At 70.1% G+C, this 20,681-nt stretch carries 19 protein-coding genes; 10 read left to right on the top strand and 9 right to left on the bottom strand.

The annotated features are described in order from the left end of the window. The first annotated feature begins 30 nt into the window (after nucleotides 1–30). The 5 genes from GT347_RS21580 (at nucleotide 31) to GT347_RS21560 (ending at nucleotide 5,628) form a co-directional block, all read left to right on the top strand. The gene (locus GT347_RS21580; protein WP_160554150.1) at nucleotides 31–2,163 is read left to right on the top strand and encodes a TonB-dependent siderophore receptor; all 2,133 of its coding nucleotides are present in this window, start codon (nucleotides 31–33) and stop codon (nucleotides 2,161–2,163) included. A gap of 14 nt (nucleotides 2,164–2,177) precedes the next feature. Next, the gene (locus tag GT347_RS21575) at nucleotides 2,178–3,161 is read left to right on the top strand and encodes a PstS family phosphate ABC transporter substrate-binding protein (RefSeq protein ID WP_160554149.1); all 984 of its coding nucleotides are present in this window, start codon (nucleotides 2,178–2,180) and stop codon (nucleotides 3,159–3,161) included. Continuing rightward, nucleotides 3,158–4,180: a PstS family phosphate ABC transporter substrate-binding protein gene (locus GT347_RS21570; protein ID WP_160554148.1), complete on the top strand. Its 1,023-nt coding sequence runs from the start codon at nucleotides 3,158–3,160 to the stop codon at nucleotides 4,178–4,180. Before GT347_RS21575 ends, GT347_RS21570 begins: the two co-directional genes overlap by 4 nt. Before the next feature lie 63 nt (nucleotides 4,181–4,243). Further along, entirely contained in the window at nucleotides 4,244–4,741 is a 498-nt protein-coding gene (locus GT347_RS21565; RefSeq protein ID WP_160554147.1) for an ABC transporter ATP-binding protein, read from the top strand. A 62-nt stretch (nucleotides 4,742–4,803) separates the two neighbouring features. After that, nucleotides 4,804–5,628, top strand: coding sequence for a tetratricopeptide repeat protein (locus GT347_RS21560; RefSeq protein WP_160554146.1), 825 nt, complete (start codon nucleotides 4,804–4,806; stop codon nucleotides 5,626–5,628). Here GT347_RS21560 and GT347_RS21555 read toward each other — a convergent pair. The 9 genes from GT347_RS21555 to GT347_RS21515 all read right to left on the bottom strand — a co-directional run bounded on the left by GT347_RS21555 (nucleotide 5,590) and on the right by GT347_RS21515 (nucleotide 13,945). Next, nucleotides 5,590–6,498, bottom strand: coding sequence for a polysaccharide deacetylase family protein (locus GT347_RS21555; RefSeq protein WP_160554145.1), 909 nt, complete (start codon nucleotides 6,496–6,498; stop codon nucleotides 5,590–5,592). The genes GT347_RS21560 and GT347_RS21555 overlap by 39 nt on opposite strands. A gap of 5 nt (nucleotides 6,499–6,503) precedes the next feature. Continuing rightward, the gene (locus GT347_RS21550) at nucleotides 6,504–7,547 is read right to left on the bottom strand and encodes a bifunctional UDP-4-keto-pentose/UDP-xylose synthase (RefSeq protein ID WP_160554144.1); all 1,044 of its coding nucleotides are present in this window, start codon (nucleotides 7,545–7,547) and stop codon (nucleotides 6,504–6,506) included. A 9-nt stretch (nucleotides 7,548–7,556) separates the two neighbouring features. Then, nucleotides 7,557–8,510, bottom strand: coding sequence for a formyltransferase (locus GT347_RS21545; RefSeq protein WP_160554143.1), 954 nt, complete (start codon nucleotides 8,508–8,510; stop codon nucleotides 7,557–7,559). Continuing rightward, nucleotides 8,507–9,445, bottom strand: a complete 939-nt coding sequence (locus tag GT347_RS21540) for a glycosyltransferase (RefSeq protein ID WP_160555473.1) — start codon at nucleotides 9,443–9,445, stop codon at nucleotides 8,507–8,509. The genes GT347_RS21545 and GT347_RS21540 overlap by 4 nt, the downstream gene beginning before the upstream one ends. A 65-nt stretch (nucleotides 9,446–9,510) precedes the next feature. Next, on the bottom strand, nucleotides 9,511–10,638 hold the full coding sequence (locus GT347_RS21535; RefSeq protein ID WP_160554142.1) for a DegT/DnrJ/EryC1/StrS family aminotransferase: 1,128 nt from the start codon (nucleotides 10,636–10,638) through the stop codon (nucleotides 9,511–9,513). Then, nucleotides 10,638–11,027, bottom strand: a complete 390-nt coding sequence (locus GT347_RS21530; protein ID WP_160554141.1) for a DMT family transporter — start codon at nucleotides 11,025–11,027, stop codon at nucleotides 10,638–10,640. Before GT347_RS21530 ends, GT347_RS21535 begins: the two co-directional genes overlap by 1 nt. Then, on the bottom strand, nucleotides 11,024–12,664 hold the full coding sequence (locus GT347_RS21525) for a glycosyltransferase family 39 protein (RefSeq protein ID WP_160554140.1): 1,641 nt from the start codon (nucleotides 12,662–12,664) through the stop codon (nucleotides 11,024–11,026). The genes GT347_RS21530 and GT347_RS21525 overlap by 4 nt, the downstream gene beginning before the upstream one ends. Further along, the gene (locus GT347_RS21520; protein WP_160554139.1) at nucleotides 12,664–13,224 is read right to left on the bottom strand and encodes a phosphatase PAP2 family protein; all 561 of its coding nucleotides are present in this window, start codon (nucleotides 13,222–13,224) and stop codon (nucleotides 12,664–12,666) included. The genes GT347_RS21525 and GT347_RS21520 overlap by 1 nt, the downstream gene beginning before the upstream one ends. A 1-nt stretch (nucleotide 13,225) precedes the next feature. Further along, a complete protein-coding gene (locus tag GT347_RS21515) occupies nucleotides 13,226–13,945 on the bottom strand; it encodes a phosphatase PAP2 family protein (RefSeq protein ID WP_229722418.1) in 720 nt (239 codons plus the stop codon). 332 nt (nucleotides 13,946–14,277) lie between these two features. Between GT347_RS21515 and GT347_RS21510 the strand changes: the two genes are divergently transcribed. The 5 genes from GT347_RS21510 to GT347_RS21490 all read left to right on the top strand — a co-directional run bounded on the left by GT347_RS21510 (nucleotide 14,278) and on the right by GT347_RS21490 (nucleotide 20,378). Then, the gene (locus tag GT347_RS21510) at nucleotides 14,278–16,353 is read left to right on the top strand and encodes a response regulator (RefSeq protein WP_160554137.1); all 2,076 of its coding nucleotides are present in this window, start codon (nucleotides 14,278–14,280) and stop codon (nucleotides 16,351–16,353) included. Nucleotides 16,354–16,455: 102 nt separating this feature from the next. Continuing rightward, nucleotides 16,456–17,547, top strand: a complete 1,092-nt coding sequence (locus GT347_RS21505) for a tartrate dehydrogenase (RefSeq protein WP_160554136.1) — start codon at nucleotides 16,456–16,458, stop codon at nucleotides 17,545–17,547. A gap of 41 nt (nucleotides 17,548–17,588) precedes the next feature. After that, a complete protein-coding gene (locus GT347_RS21500; RefSeq protein ID WP_160554135.1) occupies nucleotides 17,589–18,554 on the top strand; it encodes a Bug family tripartite tricarboxylate transporter substrate binding protein in 966 nt (321 codons plus the stop codon). 52 nt (nucleotides 18,555–18,606) lie between these two features. After that, nucleotides 18,607–19,434 carry an SGNH/GDSL hydrolase family protein gene (locus GT347_RS21495; RefSeq protein ID WP_229722417.1) on the top strand — a complete coding sequence of 276 codons (828 nt, stop codon included), beginning with the start codon at nucleotides 18,607–18,609 and terminating at the stop codon, nucleotides 19,432–19,434. 23 nt (nucleotides 19,435–19,457) lie between these two features. Further along, entirely contained in the window at nucleotides 19,458–20,378 is a 921-nt protein-coding gene (locus GT347_RS21490; RefSeq protein WP_160554134.1) for a LysR family transcriptional regulator, read from the top strand. Nucleotides 20,379–20,681 lie beyond the last annotated feature (303 nt).

The raw sequence follows: 20,681 nt of genomic DNA, 5'->3' as shown, positions 1-20,681 counted from the left end.
GAGATCAACCACTCCTTCTGCATGCCCGCCGTGACTGCCTCCCCGCGCTTCCCGCTCCGTGCCCTCTGCCTCGCCGCCTCGGCCGCCTGCGCGCCCCTCGCCCTCCATGCCCAGGCCACGACCGGCCAGCTGAAGGAAGTCACCGTCACGCCCACCGACGAGACCCACAAGGCGATCAACCCCGCCACCTCCATCGGCAGCAAGATCGCGCTGACCCAGCGCGAGATCCCCCAGTCGGTCAGCGTGGTCTCGCACGAGCAGATCGAATCGCAGAACCTGCTCGACCTGCAGCAGGCCCTGCGCGCGGCCAACGGCATCGTCACCACCAATGTCGACAGCTCGCGCTACCGCTTCTATGCCCGCGGCTACGAGATCGACACCCTGCAGGTCGATGGTGTGCCCACCCTGCTCAACTACCTCACCCCGCCCAGCCTGGTGATGTACGACCGGGTGGAAGTGCTGCGCGGCCCGGCCGGCCTGGTCAACGGCTTCGGCAGCGCCGGCGGCACCATCAACCTGGTGCGAAAGCGCCCCACCCGCGAGCTGCAGGCCTCGGCCGAAGTCACGCTGGGCAGCCTCAACACCCGCATCCTGCGTGCCGACGTGGGCGGTGCCCTCAACGCCGCCGGCACCCTGCGCGGCCGCATCGTGGGCGAGGCCCTGGAGCAGGACTACGAAACCCGCGGCGCCCACCGCCGCACCGACCAGCTCTACGGCGTGCTCGAAGCCGACATCGCCCCGGCCACCACCGCCAGCCTGGGCTTCAGCCGCCAGACGCTGAGCTCCAAGTCGATGCAGTACGGCTACCCCACCTACACCAACGGCAGCTTCCTCAACATCGACCGCGAGAAGTACTACGGCCCCGACTGGAACCACGAGACCTTCCAGCTGCTGACCAGCTTCGCCGAGCTGGAGCACCGCTTCGACGGCGGCTGGAAGGGCAAGGTCTCGCTGACCAATGCCCTGCAGGAGCGTTATTCGCTCTTCGGCGGCCTGCGCAACGCGGTCAATCCCGCCCTCAACACCACCCAGTACCAGACCAGCGTGGGCACCAGCCACGACCGCCAGACGGTGCTGGATGCCTATGCCAGCGGCCCCTTCTTCCTGCTGGGCCGCCGCCACCAGCTCACGGTGGGCACCGGCTACCTCTACGAACACAACCGGGCCTTCGGCGCGCCGGGCACGCCGCGCACCATCAACGTCAACCTGACGAACCCGGTGTCCAACATCGCGCCGATCACCTTCCTGGAGTCGGCCAAGTCGGTCTCCACCACCGACACCCGCCAGGCCAGCCTCTACGGCAATGCCCGCTTCAGCCTGACCGATCCGCTGAGCCTGATCGTGGGGGCGCGCGCCACCTGGTGGCGTTCGGAAGTCAGCCCGGACAGCGTCTACAACGCCAACGCCACCCGATTCACCAAGGACGCGATCGACGGCAAGCTCACGCCCTATGCCGGCCTGGTCTACGACCTCAACGACACGTATTCGCTCTACGGTAGCGTCACGCAGATCTTCTCGCCGCAGTCGGTGCGCGACTCCTCCGGCGCGCTGATCAAGCCCCTGCAGGGCCGCCAGTACGAGGCCGGCGTGAAGGCCGCCCTGCTCGACGGCCGGGCCGACGCCAGCCTGGCCCTGTTCCAGCTGACGCAGAGCAACCGCTCGGTGCGCGACCCCAGCGACACCGTCAACACCTACTACCTGGCGCAGGGCAAGTCGCGCAGCGAGGGTTTCGAGGCGCAGGTCTCCGGCCGCATCGATCCGCGCTGGGATGTCTCGGCCGGCTATGTGCGCACCAACACCCGCTACTTCGACAGCAGCGCCGACACCGGCCGCGCCGCCTTCTCGGCCTTCACGCCCAAACACCTGGTCAAGCTCTGGTCGCAGTACCGGCTGGGCGGCGTGTTCAGCGGGCTGAGCCTCAACGGCAGCGTCTACGCCACCAGCGAGTTCAGCACCAACACCTCGGGCGTGACGGTGCGCCAGGGCGGCTTCGCCACGGTGGATGTGGGCGCCACCTACCAGTTCACACCCAAGCTCTCGCTGGCGCTCAACATCACCAACCTGGGCGACCGCTACTACTACCAGTCGATCCAGACGCCGGCGGACCACAACTTCCTGGGCAATCCCCGCATGGCGATGCTGACGCTGCGGGCCAAGTACTGAGGAAGCCCACCAGCATGAACTCCTCCCTATTCCTGCCATCGCGCCGACAGGCGCTGGCCGCCCTCTGCGCCCTGCCCTTCGCGGGCGGTGCGCTGGCAACCCCGAACGGCTACCGCGAGGCCGACGGCGCCGTGCGCATCGAAGGCTCGCCGCTGTTGGTGGACACGCTGCGGCGCTGGAACCGCCTCTTCACCCAGGCCAATCCCGCCACCCGCCTGCGTGCCCTGGGCACCGGCTCGGACAGCGCCGTGCCGCTGCTGACCCACGGCGTCACGCTCGTCGCGGCCATGGACCGGCCCATCCATCCGCTGGAGGCCGCGGCCTACGCCAAGATCAATGGCGCCAGGCCGTTGGAGATCCTGGTCGGCTACGGCCGCGCGCAGGGCGACGGGCACACCGCCTGCTCGCTGGCGATCTATGTGAACCGGGCCAATCCGCTGGACCGGCTGACGATGCGCCAGCTCGCCGGACTGCTGGGCCAGGGTGCGCCGGACGGCGACCTCGGCACCTGGAGCCAGCTCGGCGTGGCGTCCGCGGCGGCGCATGCCGCGCGGGTGATCGCACTGCCCGGCACCAGCGCCACCGGCGGCCTGGTGCAGCAGCACATCCTGAAGAAACTCGACTTCGCGGCCGCCAGCGAATTCGTCGATACGCCCGAAGCCCTGCTGGCCCGTGTCGCGGCCGACCCCTGGGCCATCGGCGTGGCGCCTTCGGTGCCGCCGCCGCGCGGCGCCAAACGCATCGCGCTCGCCAGCGACGACGGCAGCCGGACGTGGCAGGGCACGGTGCAGGACATCCGCTCCGGCGCCTATCCCCTGGCCTGCCCACTGACCCTGGCGCTGCGCCGCCGGCAGGACGAGCCGCTCGATCCGCTGGCCGTCGCCTACGTGCGCCTGGCCCTGTCGCCGCAAGGCCAGTCCGCGCTGGCCCGGGGACCCGGCGGCTACCTCCCGCTCACACCCGAGCAGGCGCTGGCGCAACAAGGGAAACTCGCATGAAGACCTTGCGCGCACTCTGCCTGGCCGGCCTGGGCCTGGCCAGCGGCCTCCACGCCCAGACCCTGTTCCAGCCGCCCGCCGACGCCTCGTGGGTGCTGCCCGACGGCTCGGTCTCCATCGTCGGCAACGACGGCATGGAGACCCTGGTGCAGGACCTGAACCGGCTCTACGCCGACACCCATCCCGGCGTGCGTTTCCGCGTGAACATGAACGGCTCCTCCACCGGCATGCCGGCGCTGACGGCCGGCGCCACGCCCTTCGCGCCGATGTCGCGCGACATCTGGCCGATCGACCGGTCGGCCTTCGTGCAGACCTTCGGCTACGCGCCGGTGGCGATCCGCATCGGCTACAACGGCCACGGCCCGCGTGCGCCGGAAAAGACGCCGCCGGCGGTCTACGTCAACCAGGCCAACCCGCTGCCCGGCCTCACCCTGCAGCAGCTCGCCCGGGTCTTCACGGCGGGGCAGGACGGGGGCGATGTCAGCCGCTGGTCGCAGCTGGGCATGCAAGGCGAATGGGCGCAGCGCCGCATCCACGTCTACGGCCTGCGCGACGACGGCGGCTTCGCCACCTCGCTGCGGCTGCAGCGTTTCGGCGGACTGCCGTTCAGCCCGCGCTACGAGGCACTGGACTCGCGCGAGGCGGTGATCCGCGCGGTGGCGGCCGACCCCTTCGGCATCGGGCTGCTGGGCTGGATCGATGCCTCGGCCACTTCGAAGGACGTGCGGGTGCTGCCCCTGGCGGCCGCGCCGGGCCAGGCCTTCCACGGACCGTCCTATGAGGAGGTCCACGCCGGGCTCTATCCGCTTTCCGCGCCGCTGCAGCTGGTGGTGAACCGCCGCCCGGGCGAACCGCTGCCGGCCTTCGTGCTGGAGTACCTGCGGCTGGCGCTGTCCGATGCGGGGCAGGCGCTGGTCGAGCGCCAGAAGGACTCCGAAGAGGGCTATGTGCCGCTGAGCCCCGCCGATCTTTCAGCCGAACGTCACAAGTTGGAAAAATTGCATCGGCAAGACGGCTGAATTTGAACGCTATCTGAAGACGGCCGACAGGGACCCTTCAGCTTGCACGGCTAGCTTCCCGCGATGCCGTTTTTCAGACCCGCCTTCCCCCTCCCCGCCAGGCTCCTGGCCCTGGGCTGTATCGCCGCCTCCCTCAGCCCTGCCGCGCATGCGGACGAGGGCGGCCGGCTCAGCCTCATGCTCGGCCCCTACGCCTACCACTGGAGCGATGCCGAGGAACACAAACACGTCTATCTGCTGGGCCTGGAGCAAAAGCGCCAGGACGACAGCCTGATCGGCGCCGCCCTGTTCCGCAACTCCTTCGGCCAGCCCTCGGCCTATGTCTACTACGGCCACCAGTGGGACCATGTGCTGGGCCAGGCGCCGCTCTTCGCCAAGCTCAGCGGCGGCGTGATCTACGGCTACAAGGGCCAGTACCAGGACAAGGTGCCCTTCAACCACCACGGTTTCGGCCTGGCCGTGATACCGGCCGTGGGCTGGCAGTTCACGCCCGAGGACGCGGCGGAGGTCGGCATCCTGGGCAGCGCGGCGCTGATATTCACCTACAACCGCAGCTTCTGAGGCGGCAGGCCGGCGGGGTCTGCTAAAAACACGGCCCGTCCTCGCCGAACCGAAAAGCCGAAGTGAACCCAGCCACCCTGCCGCTACCGCTCCCGCCCCAGCAACCGCAGGAGGTCGAGCGCCTCACGGCCGGTCAATGGCAGGCCCTGCTCGAAGCCCCCGCCACCCTCGCCCTGCCCTGGATGCAGGCCGCCGCCGCGCTCGGCCATGCCGGCGCCCAGGCCGTGCTGGGCCAGTGGCTGCTGGACGGCCATGGCACGACAGCCGATGCGCCCGCCGCCCTGGCCAGCTTCCTGAAGGCCGCCGGACAGGGCCACGCCATGGGCATGAACATGGCCGGCCGCTGCTACGAGAACGGCTGGGGCACGCCAGCCGACCCGCAGGCCGCCGTGCGCTGGTTCCGCCAGGCGGCGGACCGCGGCCTGGACGCCGGCCTCTACAACCTTGCCAACCAGTTCGCCGCCGGCACCGGGGTGCTGCGCAGCGATGCCCAGGCCCTGGTGCTGTACCAACGCGCCGCGGCCATGGGCCATGCCAAGTCCTGGACCAAGGCCGGCCGCCACCACGAGGAAGGCCTGGCCACGCCGCGCGATGCCGAGCAAGCTTTGGAACATTACCGGCGCGGTGCCGAAGGCGGCGACTTCCGCGGCCAGTACCACTACGCCCGCATGCTGGCCGAACGCGGCCGCATGGAAGAGGCCCTGCCCTGGCTGCGGCGGGTGCCCGCCACGGCCACGCCGCGTTTTCTCGAAGAGGCCGGCCGGCTGCTGGCCGCCTCGCCCGATGCGCGGGTGCGCGCCGTCAGCGACGAGATGCTGGCCCGCGCCGCCGCCGCCTCGGCCGACAGCTCAGCCGATACAGGGCCCCTGGACGGCGAGCCGGCCTGAGCGCCCCGGCACCTCCTGCTGCACGATGGTGTGGCGCGGCAGGGTCATGCCGTGCGCCGCCCATTCCAGGGTGCGCAAGGCCACCAGGGTGTGGCCCTGGCGCACCCAGCCGGCCATCAGGCGCGAGAGCACCGGCATCAGGCGCTGGCCTTCCAGCTCGGCATGCAGGGTGAAGACCTGGTCCTGCGACTGCCCGGCGGTGCGCTCCAGCAGCCGGGTGTGCACATTGCCGGCGTCCGCGCCGTCCAGGCCGATGAGTTCGTCCAGCGTGGGCAGGGTGGTCGGGAACTGCGTCGGACCCAGGGTCTCGCCCGCCGCGTTCACCGGCACGAAGGGATGGGTGCCGCGCACGTCGGAGGCGCTGCGGATCTCCTGCGCCGCCTCGGCGCGCGCCGCGCCATCGTGGAACTGCCAGCCGGCGGCGCCATGCACCCGGGGCGGGCAGCCGAAGATCTCGGTGAAGCGCTTGACCGCGCGCGCCATCTCCCGCGCGGCCCAGGCATCGTCCTCGCGCAGCAGGTGGTCCTGCCAGCGCACATGGTCCCAGCAATGCACGCCCACCTCGAAGCCGGCATCGCGCACCGAGCGCAGCAGCGGCGCCTCGCGCAGGCCGATGTCGGGCCCGGGCAGCAGCATGCCGTAGAGCAGGGTGCGCAGGCCGTAGTGCTCCAGCACCGAGGTGCGGGCCACCTTCTTCAGGAAACCCGGCCGCAGCGCGCGCAGCACGGCGCGGCCGGTGTGGTCCGGCCCCAGGCTGAAGAGGAAAGTGGCGTCTGCCCCCTCGGCCCTGAACAGGTCGACCAGCGCCGGCACGCCCAGCCGGGTGCCGCGCCAGGTATCGACATCGACCTTGAGTGCGATGCGGGCCATGCGGCTCAGGCCACCAGGTCCGCCGCGGCTTCGGCCGGCGCGCGGTAGTAGTCGAGCAGCGCGGCCAGCGCATCCTGCATGGCCCAGCGCGGCGCCCAGTCCAGGTCGGCGCAGGTGTTGCGGATGTCGGGCACGCGGTGCTGCACGTCCTGGTAGCCGCGGCCGTAGTAGTCGGCCGAGCTGATGTCCTGCAGGCTCACCCGCGCCGCCGATTCGGCGTACTCGGGCATCTGCCGGGCCAGCGCCAGCAGCAGGGTGGCGAGTTCGCGCACCGACAGGATGTTGTTCGGATTGCCGATGTTGTAGATGCGGCCGTCGGCCACGCCGCCCTCGTTGGCGATGATCTTCATCAGCGCCGAGATGCCGTCGTCCACATAGGTGAAGGCGCGCTGCTGGCTGCCGCCGTCCACCAGCCGGATCGGCTCGCCGCGCACGATATGGCCCAGGAACTGGGTGATGACGCGGCTGGAGCCCTCCTTGGGCGTGTGCAGGCTGTCCAGGCCCGGGCCGATCCAGTTGAAGGGGCGGAACAGGGTGTAGCGCAGCCCTTCCTGCATGCCGTAGGCGTGGATCACCCGGTCCATCAGCTGCTTGGAGCAGGCGTAGATCCAGCGCGGCTTGTTGATCGGGCCGTAGACCATGTTGGAGGCCTCGGCGTCGAACTGTTCGTCCTCGCACATGCCGTAGACCTCGCTGGTCGAGGGGAAGATCACGCGTTTTCCGTAGCGCACGCAGTGGCGCACGATGGGCAGGTTGGCCTCGAAGTCGAGTTCGAACACCCGCAGCGGATCGCTCACATAGGTGGCCGGCGTGGCGATGGCCACCAGGGGCAGCACCACGTCGCACTTGCGCACGTGGTATTCGATCCACTCCTTGTTGATGGTGATGTCGCCCTCGGCGAAATGGAAACGCGGATGCTTCAGCCAGGGCGCGACGCGGTCGGTCTGCATGTCCATGCCGTAGACCTCCCAGTCGGTGGTCTCCAGAATGGCACGGGTCAGGTGGTGGCCGATGAAACCGTTGACGCCGACGATGAGGATTTTGAGCATGGGACGCTTTCAGCAGATGGGGCTTGGTGCCGCCGAGGTGTCGGCCGCGACGATGGCGCTGCCGAAGAGGGAGAGGAAAAGAGCGGGGTCGAGCAGTTGGCCGTCCACCGTCGCCCGCAGGATGCGCAGCAGGCTGCCGTCGCCGGCCAGCAGCCAGAGCCGGCCTTCGTGGCAGGCCAGGCGCAGGCCCTGGCCAGGCAGCTGCGGCAGCCCTGCCGCACGCAGGCTGCGTTCGATGAACACACGCCGGCCGGCGATGTCGAGAAAGGCCGGCGGATACGGCGGCGCCAGGGCACGCACCAGGTCGTGGATGCGCTGGGCGCTGCCGTCGGCGGGAATGCGCCCGTCCTCCGGCTTGCGGCCGCCGTAGTAGCGGCCGTCCGACAGGCGCTGCGGCGACAGCACCGCCGTGCCGCCCAGCAGCCCCGGCAGGGCCCGCACCAGCACCAGTTCGGACGCCACCACCACCTTGGCGAACACCTCGGCGGCCGTGTCGTCGCCCAGGATGGGCACGGCGAACTGGCCGGCGATGGCGCCGGCATCGGGCTTGATCTCCATCGCATGCAGGGTGGCGCCGGTGGCGCGCGCGCCCTCGATCACCGCCCAGTTGACCGGCACCCGGCCGCGGAACTGCGGCAGCAGCGAGCCGTGCATGTTCCAGGCGCCCAGGCGCGGCAGCAGCAGCCAGGGTTCCTTGAGCATCTGGCGGAAATAAAAGGAGAAGACGAAGTCCGGCTGCAGCGCGGCGCCGCGCGCCAGCACCTCGGGCGCATTGGCGTCATCGGGCGCGATGCAGTCGATGCCGTGCTCCTGCGCCAGCGCGGCCACGCTGTCGAACCAGATGTTCTCGCCCGGCTGGTCGCGGTGGGTCACCACCAGGTCGACCCGCACCCCGGCATCGAGCAGCACCTTCAGGCAGCGCACACCCACCTGGTGGTAGGCGAAGACGATGGCCCTCTTCATGGCTTCTTCTCCAGCACCGCCCGCACCACGTAGCGCGGCCGGCCGCGCACCTCCTGGTAGATGCGGCCCACGTACTCGCCCAGCAGGCCGATGCCCAGCAGCGCCAGCCCGACGAAGAAGAACAGCAGGGCGAACAGGGTGAAGGTGCCGCCCTCCTCCGGCCCCAGGAAGATGCGCCGCGCCGCCAGCAGCACGAAGAGCAGGCCCGACAGCATGGACACCGCCATGCCCAGCACCGAGAACATCTGCAGCGGCACCACCGAGAAGCCGGTCACCAGGTCGAAGTTCAGCCGGATCAGGCTGTAGAGCGAGTACTTGGATTCGCCGGCATGGCGCGCCTCGTGGCTCACCACGACTTCGGTCGGGTTCTGGGCGAACTGCCAGGCCAGGGCCGGGATGAAGGTGTTCGATTCCTGGCAGAGGTTGATCAGGTCCACCACCCGGCGGCTGTAGGCGCGCAGCATGCAGCCCTGGTCGGTCATGACGATGCCGGTGAGCCGGCGGCGCATGCGGTTCATGGCGGCCGAGGCCCAGCGGCGCCAGCTCTTGTCCTGGCGGTCGCGGCGGATGGAGCCCACGCAGTCGTGGCCCGCATCCATGGCGGCCAGCAGCAGCGGGATGTCTTCCGGCGGGTTCTGCAGGTCGGCGTCCAGCGTCACGATGCGCTGGCCGCGGCATCGCTCGAAGCCGGCGAGGATGGCGCGGTGCTGGCCGAAGTTGCCTTCGAGCAGCACCACCCGGGTCACCTCCGGCCGGGCCTCGAACTGGCGGCCCAGCACGGCGGCCGAGCGGTCCTGGCTGCCGTCGTCCACGAAGATGACTTCGTAGGGCTGGCCCAGCGCGTCGAGCGCGGCGTAGAGCCGCTCGAACAGCGCCGGCAGGCCGTCGGCCTCGTTGTAGACGGGGATCACCACACTCAGCGCGGGCTGGTCGATCTCGTCGGCGATCCAGCGGTGCAGCGCCGACTCGGCGGGAAAGACGGTGGTCATCGTGGACTCCTTCATCGCAGGCATCCGACGGCGCGGGCGGCCGCGGTGCAGACACGCGCCACATCGGCGTCCGCCATGGCCGGGAACAGCGGCAGGGTGACGGTGCGCGCGCCGATGTCCTCGGCCACCGGGAACTGGCCGGCCTGCCAGCCCAGGCCGCGGAACAGGCCAAAGAGATGCATGGCCGGGTAATGCACCCCCACGCCTATGCCCTGGGCACGCATTGCGCCGATGAATTCGCCGCGCCGCGCCGCCGTGGCACGCGGCAGCAGGGGCTGGAACATGTGCCAGTTGCTGTTGTCGAAATCGTCCGGCGGCAGCTCGAAGCCGGCGCCGCGGTTCCAGCGCTCGAAGTACTGCCGCGCCAGTGCGCGCCGCCGTGCGGTGAAACCGTCGATGGAGCGCAGCTGGCCCAGCGCGATGGCCGCGGCGATGTCGGTCATATTGGCCTTGCCGCCCCAGGCCTTCACCTCCAACGTGCCGTCGGGAAAACGCTCCACCCCCTGCAGCCGCAGGCGCTCGAAGGCCGTTGCCTCGGCCTGGTTGCGCAGCACCAGGCAGCCGCCCTCGCCGCTGGTGAGGTTCTTGTTGGCATGGAAACTGAAGGCGACCAGGTCGCCGGTGCTGCCGATCTCGCGGCCCCGCCAGCTGGCGCCGAAGGACTGGGCCGCATCCTCGATCACCCGCAGGCCGTGGCGCGCGGCCAGGGCCTGCAGCCGGTCGCGGTCCACAGGCAAGCCGGCCAGGTCCACCGGGATGATGGCGGCCGTGCGCGGCGTCACCGCCGCCTCGGCCGCATCCAGGTCGATGTTGCGGGTGAGCGGATCGACATCCACGAAGATCGGCGTGGCACCCACCGCCAGGATCACATTGGCCGTGGCCACCCAGGACAGCGGCGTGGTGATGACCTCGTCGCCCGGCCCGATGCCGCACAGGCGCAGCGCCAGTTCCAGCGCCGCCGTGGCCGAGTTGACCAGGCGCACCGGCCGGCCCCCGAAGCGCTCGGACAGGGCCGCCTCCAGCGCGGCGCAGCGCGGGCCGGTGGTGATCCAGCCGGAGCGCAGCACCTCGCCCACTTCGGCGATGGTCAACTCGTCGATGGACGGGCGGGTGAAGGGAAGAAAGTCCTGTTCGTTCATCAGGTAGAGGCTCCGCTGCGCGCCACCAGGACGACGCCGATCACGATCACGCCGATGCCCAGCCAGCGCTGCGCATCCGGCTGTTCACCGAACAACCACCAGGCCAGCAGCGCATTGAGCACATAGCCGATGGACAACATGGGATAGGCCTGGCTGACCGGCAGCCGCGACAGGGCCACCACCCACAGCACCACACTGACGCCGTAGCAGGCCAGGCCGCCGAGGATGGCCGGCTGGCGGGCCGCCGCCCAGGCCAGGGCCAGGGCGCCGGCCGGACCCACGTCCAGCGAGATCCGGCCCAGCGCATTGGCGCCGGCCTTCAGCAGCAGCTGGGCCAGGGCGTTGAGCAGCACGCCGGCCAGCACCCAGGAGAAATCGGCCAGCCTCATGGCGCCACCGCCTTCACCACGGCCACCCGGAAGGCGTCCTGGTAGACCGGCTGCATGCTGCGGCGCGTGGCCTCGGGCAGCTCGGCCCAGGTGGTGGGTGACATGTAGGCCGCGGCCTGGGGCAGCGACTGCCAGGTGGAGAGGAAGGCGTCCAGCTCCGGGATCCAGCGGCCGGGCTCGTGGCGCTCGCCATAGTCGAACTCGTCCACGTAATCGACCAGGGTCACATGGCGGCGCAGGTAGAAGGGCAGGGTCTGGTCGTAGCTGCGAACCGCGAAGACCGGCGTGTCCGGCGCGATGCGCGGCAGCAGCAGTCCGGCGATCTGGCGGCTGCTCTTGGTCTGGCCGTATGTATCGTGCGACTGCATCAGCGCCAGCGTGCCGGCCAGATGGGCCAGGGCCACGGCGACGATCGCCGCCGTCACCCGCTGCCGACCCAGCAGCCGCCAGGCCAGGGCCGCGCCGGCCAGGAACAGCACGGCGCCTGCCGCCAGGCCCAGGCCGAGTTCATGGGCGGCCTGCGGCGGCGTGCGCGCCGAAGCCAGGCGTGCCACGAAGAAGGAGGCGATGCCCACCACCGCCCAGGCGGCCACCGGCAGCATCAGCTGGCGCTTGAGCGCACCGGCCGACACACCCCGCAGCCGCTCGGCCAGCAGCAGCGCCAGCGCCGGGAACATCGGCAGGATGTAAGACGGCAGCTTCGAATGCGAGACGCTGAAGAACAGCAGCACGAAGCCCGACCACAGCAGCAGCATGCGGCGCGCGGTGCGCTCGGCCGGCGCCACGTCCGCGCCGGGCGCGCGCAGCCAGGCCAGGCCGCCGGTCCAGGGCAATGCGCCGGCCAGCAGCAGCGGCAGGTAGTACCACCAGGCGCCCTCGCGGTGGTGCACATCGGTCAGGTAGCGGGCGAAGTGTTCATGGATGAAGAAGAACTCCGCGAAGCCCGGATTGCGCGCCGACACCGCCACGAACCAGGGCGCCGCCAGCAGCAGCAGGATCAGGGCGCCCGAGAACCAGCGCATGCCGCGCAGCAGCCGCGTGTCGCGCTCCCACAGGCAGAGCAGCAGCAGCACGCAGCCCGGTATCAGGATGCCGACCAGGCCCTTGCTGAGCACCGCGCCGGCCATCGCCGCCCAGGCCAGCCAGGTCCAGCCGCGCCGCTGGCCCGGCGTGGCGCCTTCGCGCAGCGCCAGCAGCATGGCGCAGAGCACCAGTGTCAGGAACAGGCACAGGCCCGCGTCCAGCGTGAGGAAATGGCTGTTGCCGATGATCCAGCTCATGCCCGCGGCGATCGCCAGGGCCCGCACGCCGGTGTCGCGGCCCCACAGCCGGGCGGCGGTATAGCCCACCGCCAGCACCGCCAGGAAACCCGCCAGCGCCGGCCACAGCCGGGCCGCGAATTCGTCGACGCCGAAGAGCTGCATCGACAGCGCGCCCAGCCAGTACTGCAGCGCCGGCTTCTCGAAATACAGCAGGCCGTTCAGGCGCGGCGTCACCCAGTCGCCGCTCTGCAGCATGCCCAGGGAGAGCGTGGCGTAGCGGCCCTCGTCGGAATGGATCAGGGTCCGGCCGCCGAGCGGCACGAACCACAGCAGCGCAAACAGAGCGACCAGGGCCAGCAGCGGTCCACGTCGCATCAGGCCTCCGAACCGGCGATGCCGGAGGACCGCGCCGCCGCCATCTGCCGCCGCCAGGGGAAACCGAAGGCCAGCCGGGCGCCGACCGCGCCGATCAGGCCCCCGCAGATGACGTCCATCGGGAAATGCAGGCCCAGGCAGATCCGGCTCCAGCAGATCGCCGCCGCGCCGGCCCAGGCCAGCGCGCGCCAGAACCAGGGCCGTCCGGCCAGCGCCACGCCATAGGCGAAGGCCAGCGCGCCGGCCGCATGCAGGCTGGGAAAGCCCTTGCCCTGGCCGTGCTGCATCCACTGCATGCCGAGCTGCAGCGCGGCCGGCCGCGGCAGGTCCAGATGGTTGCGCATGGTGTGGGCGCACAGCCAGGCCAGCGCCATGCCGGCGGCGATGCGCAGGCAGGCCTTGCGGCCGGCGGGCGAACGCAGGCCGTCGCCCAGGGCCAGCACCGGCAGCAGCCAGGGCAATCCGCTGGTGCTGAAACGGGCCGCTTCCACCACCCAGGCGGGTGTCTGGGCGTTGGCGTTGAGCCAGAGGAAAAAGACGATTTCCGGCGAAGTCTGCATCTCATTCTCCGGAACGTGCCATGCGGCGATGGGACACCATATCGACGAGACCGCCAATGGTCCAGCAGAGCCATGCGGTCCATAGGGTATGGCTGGTGAAGTGCGCGCCGCGCCACTGCTGGCACAGCCCCAGCGCCAGGCCGACCGCCAGCGCCGCCATAAGCCAGCGCCGCGCCAGCAACGGCATGCGGCGGCGCAGCGCGAAATAGCCGCCGATGAAGGCAAAGCCGGTGGCCGCATGGCCGGCCGGAAAACAATGGCCGGGGCCGCCGTCGATGGAACCCAGGTTCCAGTGCGACACATGGGGCAGCACGCCGCCGAACTCCCGCAGGTCCCAGGGGCAGCTGGTATGGCTGGTGTATTTCATCACCGCAACCACGAGCAGGCCCAAGGAAATCGACAGGGGTAATTGCAGGCGTTCGCGCGAATCGAGCCGGCGCAGGAAACCGAAAGGCCGGAATATGCCGACGCAAAACAGCGCGAGCATCAGCCAGCCGATATTGCGCGTGCCGATGTGCAGGGTGGTTTCCAGCAGCGGAAAGGCCCGCAGCGGAAAACCCTGGGCGCCGCCCGTCAGCCGGGCCACCGCCAGGTCGAGCCCGCTCATGTCCCAGGCGAACAGCGCCAGGAAACCGGCGATGGTGATGCCGGCAAAGCGCAGGCCGGCCGACGAACGGACGGACAGCGAAACAGGGCTGGCAGGTTGGAGGATGGGGTTCACGGGATTTTCTGAAATATCTGGCCGAGCGGATTCTAGTAATCCACCCCTTACCTCAAAATTAATGCCTCGATCAGAAACCGTTCAGCTTGATGAAGCTTTTATGAAAGCAGCGTGAACCGAGTCTGAATATTTCTTTCATATGCTCGCGGGCGATTCGGCGGCCGCCCTATCGCCGGGATGCAGACGGGGCCATCGCCCCCGCAGAAAGCCAACTGCGCAATGCTTCACGTTTTGCGCGCCGAAATTCGGCAGCCGGGCAACTCGACCATGCCTTGCCGGTCCAAGCTTTCAACCATTTCCACCGCCTTCGCGACGTCGCAGTCGAACGAGCCATGAGTGTTCAGTCCGTCCTCTACCCTTCGATGGATCAGCGCCCGGCGGCGCCGGCTTCGGGCTGGTCCCGGCCGCTGATCGCCCTGGCGGGCAGCTTCCCCCTGCTGGCCCTGGGCGGGCATGTGCTGGGCTTTCCCCGGCTGGTCACGGTGTTGCCGGGGCTGGAGGGCATGTCGGCGCTGACCGCCGCCGCGCTGATCGCCTTGTGCGAGGCGGTCTGGTGGCAGCCGGTGGAGCGCAGCCGGCACAGCCACGCGGCCGCCTTCGTCGCCATGGCCATCGCCCTGCTGGTGCTGGCCAGCCATCTCTTTTTCGGTGCCGACCGCCTGAGCGGCATCGTCGAGGCGCAGCTGTCCTTCAGCGCCGTCCAGGCCGGGGCCCGCATGGCGGTGGCCACCGCCGCCTGCGTGCTGCTGCTGGCCCTGGCCGTGCTGCTGGCCCGCAGCCGCCCGCATCTGGCGGTGACCGGCAGCAGCCTGTGCCTGCTGGTCGCCAGCACCGCCCTGCTGAGTTATGGCTATGGCGTGCACGACCTCTACGCCCTGGCCGGCTTCGACACCCTGGCGCTGCACACCGCGATCTCGCTCTTCCTGCTGGCGCTGGCTTCCATCCTGGCCGCGCCCGGCGCCTTGTGGCGCGGCGTGCTGGTCTCGGCGACCGAGGCCGGCCGCTCCACCCGGCGCCAGCTGCTGCTGGTGCTGACCGCCCCCCTGGCCGGCTGGCTGCTGCTGCACATGAGCAGTTCGGCCGGACTGGGTGTCGGCGTGGCCATGGCCCTGATGGTCATCCTGACCGTGGTGCCGATGGCGGTGCTGGTGGTGCGCGACGGCAGCCACCTCGAATCGCTGGAACACGAACGCGCCGCCCGGGCCGAGGCCGAAGCCCACGCGGCCTGGCGCATGGAAGGCCAGCTGGCCGAGCAGGCCGCCCGCATCGCCCTGCAGGCCGAAGAAGCGGCCCATGCCCAGGCCGCGCTGTTCCGCAGCCAGAAGCTCGAAACCGTGGGCCAGCTCACCGGCGGCATCGCCCACGACTTCAACAACCTGCTGATGACCGTCAGCGGCAACCTGCAGCTGCTCAAACGCAAGCTCGGCGCCGAGCATCCCCTGCTCCGCCATGTGGAGAGCGCCGCGGCCGCCGTCGACAAGGGCGCGCGCCTGACGCACCAGTTGCTGACCTTCTCGCGCAGCCAGCGCCTGGACCTGAAGCCGGTCGCCATCGCACCGGTGCTGGCCAGCGCACGCGAGCTGGTCGGCCCGGCCCTGGGCACCGGGCTGCAGCTGCGCTTCGACGACCAGGCGGCCGGCGCCTGGGCCCAGACCGATGCCGGCCAGGTGGAACTGGCCATCCTCAACCTGCTGCTCAATGCCCGCGACGCCATGCCCCTGGGCGGCAGCGTGACGGTGCAGGCGCTGCGGCACGAGGAAGCGCTGGACGGCGGCCCGCCCCGGCCCTACGTGATGATCCGCGTGGCCGACGGCGGCACCGGCATGACGGCCGAGGTCGCCGCACGTGCCTTCGACCCCTTCTTCACCACCAAGGAACAGGGCAAGGGCACGGGGCTGGGCCTGTCGCAGGTGTATGGCTTCGCCCAGCAGTCCGGCGGCAGCGCGCGCATCCTCAGCGCGCCGGGGCGCGGCACCACGGTCGAGATCCTGCTGCCGGAAGTGGCGCCGGCGGCGGCCGTCGACCGGCCCGTGCAGGCGCCCGCGCAGAGCAGCCACCGCAACCGCCAGGTGCTGGTGGTGGACGACGACGACGGCGTGCGCGCCGTGATCGTCGATTGCCTGCGCGAAGCCGGCATCGAGGTCACCGAAGCCAGCAACGGCGCCGATGCCCTGGCCCGGCTGGACCACTGGCGGCCCGATGCCGCCGTCATCGACTTCCTGATGCCCGGCATGAACGGCGCCGAGGTCGCCCGCCGGGCGCAGCAGCAGTGGCCGGCCCTGCCCATCGTCTTCGTCAGCGGCTATTCGGACACCCTGGCGCTCGACGGCGTGGCCGGCGCGGTGGTGCTGCGCAAGCCCTTCCGGGTCGAGGAACTGCAGCAGCGGGTGGCCCAAGCCCTGCACTGATTGTTGACTCCAGGTTAAGCACGGTTTAACCCGGGCGGAGCCGGCGGCGGGCCCGCGGCCGGCACCATTGCCTTTTGTCCAGGCAATGCGGAGATATCGCCCATGAAGACGTACAGGATCGCCACCATTCCCGGAGACGGCATCGGCAAGGAAGTGGTGCCGGCCGGCCGCCAGCTGCTGGAGGCGCTGGCCGCTTCCAGCACCGGCCTGCAATTCGAATTCGAGGACTTCCGCTGGGGCGGCGACTGGTTCCGCGCCCACGGCGAGATGATGCCGGCCGACGGCCTGGAAGCCCTGCGCGGCAAGGACGCCATCCTCTTCGGCTCGGCCGGCGATCCGCACATCCCCGACCACGTCACCCTCTGGGGCCTGCGCCTGAAGATCTGCCAGGGCTTCGACCAATACGCCAATGTGCGGCCCACCCGCATCCTGCCGGGCATCGACGGCCCCTTGAAGCGCTGCGGCCCGAACGACCTGGACTGGGTGATCGTGCGCGAGAACTCCGAGGGCGAATACGCCGGCGTGGGCGGCCGGGTGCACCAGGGCCATCCCAACGAGGCGGCGACCGATGTCTCGATGATGACCCGCTCCGGCGTGGAACGCATCATGCGTTTCGCCTTCGCCCTGGCCGAGTCGCGGCCGCGCCGGCAGCTGACGGTGGTCACCAAGAGCAATGCCCAGCGCCATGCGATGGTGATGTGGGACGAGATCGCCGCCCAGGTGGCCCGCGAGTTCCCGGACGTGAAGTGGGACAAGGAGCTGGTCGACGCCGCCACCGCGCGTATGGTCAACCGCCCGGCCACGCTGGACACCATTGTCGCCACCAATCTGCATGCCGACATCCTGAGCGACCTGGCCGCGGCGCTGGCCGGCAGCCTGGGCATCGCGCCCACCGCCAACATCGATCCGGAACGCCGCTACCCCAGCATGTTCGAGCCTATCCACGGATCGGCCTTCGACATCATGGGCAAGGGCCTGGCCAATCCGATCGGCACCTTTTGGTCGGTGGTGATGCTGCTGGAACACCTCGGAGAATACGAGGCCGCGGCGCGGGTGATGGCCGCGGTGGAAGCGGCCACCGCCGACAAGTCCCTGCACACCCGGGACCTCGGCGGCAACGCCACCACCGCCCAGGTCACCCGGGCGGTGTGCGGCTTCGTCGCCGCCAGCGCGCAGCAGCGCCAGGCGGCCTGAGGCGACGGCTCCGACCCCAAAAAACAAAAGAGACAAGCACCATGAACGCCATCCGATCCACCCTGGCCGCCGCCGCACTGGGCCTGGCCGCCCTGGGCGCGCAGGCCCAGGCCTTCCCGAACAAGCCGATCACCCTGGTCGTGCCCTTCCCGCCCGGCGGCAGCTCCGACGTGCTGGCCCGGGCGCTCACCGACAAACTCTCGCAGAGCCTCGGCCAGCCGGTCGTGGTGGAAAGTCGGCCCGGCGCTGGCGCCACGCTGGGCGCGGCTTACGTGGCCTCCGCCAAGCCAGACGGCTACACCCTGCTGATGGGCGCGGTGCACCATGCCATCGCCACCAGCGTCTACCGCAAGCTGCCCTACGACTTCGACAAGAGCTTCGCCCCCATCACCACCGTGGCCCTGGTGCCCAATGTGCTGGTGATCAGCGCCAAGTCGCCGGTGACCGACGTCAAAGGCCTGGTCGCCCAGGCCAAGGCCGCGCCGGAGAAACTCTCCTTCGGCTCCAACGGCAACGGCACGCTGCAGCATCTGATCGGCACCCAGTTCGCCGCCAGCACCGGCATCGAACTGCTGCATGTGCCCTACAAGGGCAGCGCGCCGCTGACCACCGACCTGCTGGGCGGCCAGGTCAATATGTCCTTCGACACCATCACGCCGGTGGTGCCCTTCATCAAGGCCGGCAAGCTGCGGGCCCTGGCCGTCACCACCGCCAAGCGCTCCGGCACCCTGCCCGATGTGCCCACGCTGGAGGAAGCGGGCCTGAAGGGCTTCGACCAGGGCACCTGGTTCGGCATCCTGGCGCCGGCCGGCACGCCGCGCGACATCGTCGCCAGGCTGAACAGCGAGATGGTCAGGATCATCCATTCGCCCGACTTCCAAAAACGCATGGAAGACATAGGCGCCGAGCCGATGGGCGACACGCCGGAGCAGATGAGCGCGCAGATCAAAAGCGATACTGCCCGCTACGCCCGGCTGGTGAAGGATGCGAACGTGGCCATCGAATAAGCCCTCGTCTCCTTCTTGCCGGGCGCCATCACGACGCAGAAGGAGACAACACTTGAAAACCCATCGCACCCCGAGACTGCTGCGCGGCGCCCTGCTCGCGGCCCTGACCCTGCTGGCCGGCGCCGGCGCCATCGCCCAGATTCGCCCGATGCGCCTGGACATCGGCAGCCCGGCACCCGCCTCGGTGCTCTACATCGGCAGCAGTTTTTTCTACTACAACAACGGCATCAACAACATCGTGGGCAACCTGGCCCGGGCGGGCGATCCGCCCGCACGCCCGGCCAGCACCATGATCACCATCAGCGGCGCGGGTTTCGACTGGCACGACGTCGACTCCTACTTCCGACCGGACGCCGTGGCCCGCTACACCATAGACCGCAACAACGAGCTGCATTTCAACTCGCGCTCGCCGCTGTTCGACGTGGCGATCATGATGGACTGCAGCCAGTGCGCCTTGCATCCCGATCTGAAGGCCAACTTCCACGCCTATGCCAAGAAGGATGCAGAGATCGTGCGCAAGCACGGCGCGCGGCCGGTGTTCTTCATGTCCTGGGCCTACCAGGACCATCCCGAGATGACGCAGGGCCTGGCCGAGGCCTACACGCAGATCGGCAACGACAACGACGCCCTGGTCATTCCCGCGGGCCTGGCCTTCGCGCGTTCGCTCCGGGACCATCCCGAGATCCCGCTCTACGTGGCCGACAAGCGCCATCCCACCCTGGCCGGCGGCTACCTCGCCGCCGCCACCACCTATGCAACGATCTGGCGCCGGTCGCCGGTCGGCCTGAAGGAGACCGCCGGCCTGCCCGCCGATGTCGCCCTGGCGCTGCAGACCGCCGCCTGGGCCACGGTGCAGGACTATTTCGGAGCCAGGAACTGAAGGGCCGGTGCGCAGGACGGACCATGCCCGCCACCATCCAGCCCGCCGACCTCGCCTTCTTCTCCACCCTGGCCGCCTGCGGCAGCCTGAGCGCGGCGGCGCGCGAACTGGGCGTGAGCACACCGGCCGTCAGCAAACGCCTGGCGCAGATGGAGGCGCGCGCCGGCGTCGCCCTGGTCACCCGCACCACCCGCCGCATGGGCCTGACGCCCGAAGGCGAGGTCTACCTGGAACACGCCCGCCGCATCCTCGGCGGCATCGACGAGCTGGAGGAACTGCTGGGCGTGGCCAAGGCCGTGCCCCAGGGCCTGCTGCGGGTGAACGCCACCCTGGGTTTCGGCCGCAGCCATGTGGCGCCGCTGATCTCCGCCTTCGTCGGCCAGTACCCGCAGGTGGACGTGCAGCTGCAGCTGTCGGTGAGCCCGCCGCCGCTGACCGAGGACAGCTTCGATGTCTGCATCCGCTTCGGCGCCCCGCCGGACACCCGTGTCATCGCCCGCCGCCTGGCGGCCAACCGGCGCCTGCTCTGCGCCTCGCCGGCCTACCTCCAGCAGCACGGCGTGCCGAAAGCCCCGGCCGACCTGGCCCGGCACAAATGCATAGGCATACGCCAGGGCGAGGAGGCCTACGGCGTCTGGCGCCTGACCGCCCTGCAGGGCCGGCAGGCGGTGACCCGGGTGGTGAAGATCCGCGGCAACCTCACCACCAACGACGGCGGCATCGCCGTCAGCTGGGCCCTGGCCGGCCACGGCATCCTGCTGCGCGCCCAATGGGATGTGGAACGCTACCTGCGCGAGGGCCGGCTGGTGGAGGTGCTGGCGCAGTACGCCACGCCGGATGCGGACATCTACGCCGTCTATCCGCAGCGCCACCAGCTGACGGCGCGGGTGCGGACCTTCGTGGACTTCCTGGCCGAGTCCTTCCAGAAGCAGAACGAAGGCTGAGCCAGGGCGGCGCAGGACGGTGCGTGCCGACGCACCATTGCGGGCCGCGCCGGGCCTCGCCGGGCGGCGGCATGGCCGAACTCAGTGCACCGGCGGCGCGGGCCGGCCTCCCAGGGGCCATGCAGGCCCGGCACAGAACCTGCTTCATGTCCTGCGATCCGCGCGACAACGCAGCCGCCGGATCGCTCCCGCTAATGAAGGCGTCCTCTCCAAACCCACCCGTGGCTCCACGGCGGTGCGTGGTTTCGGTCGCCTTCCACGGACGGCGCCGGCCCCACGGCTGGCACGCGAAGCACCGGGTCC

Origin of the sequence: Xylophilus rhododendri (assembly GCF_009906855.1) — a bacterium.
Lineage (GTDB): Bacteria > Pseudomonadota > Gammaproteobacteria > Burkholderiales > Burkholderiaceae_C > Xylophilus > Xylophilus rhododendri.
The sequence above is the reverse complement of the archived record's forward strand: the minus strand, read 5'-3'. Positions and strand labels throughout refer to the sequence as shown.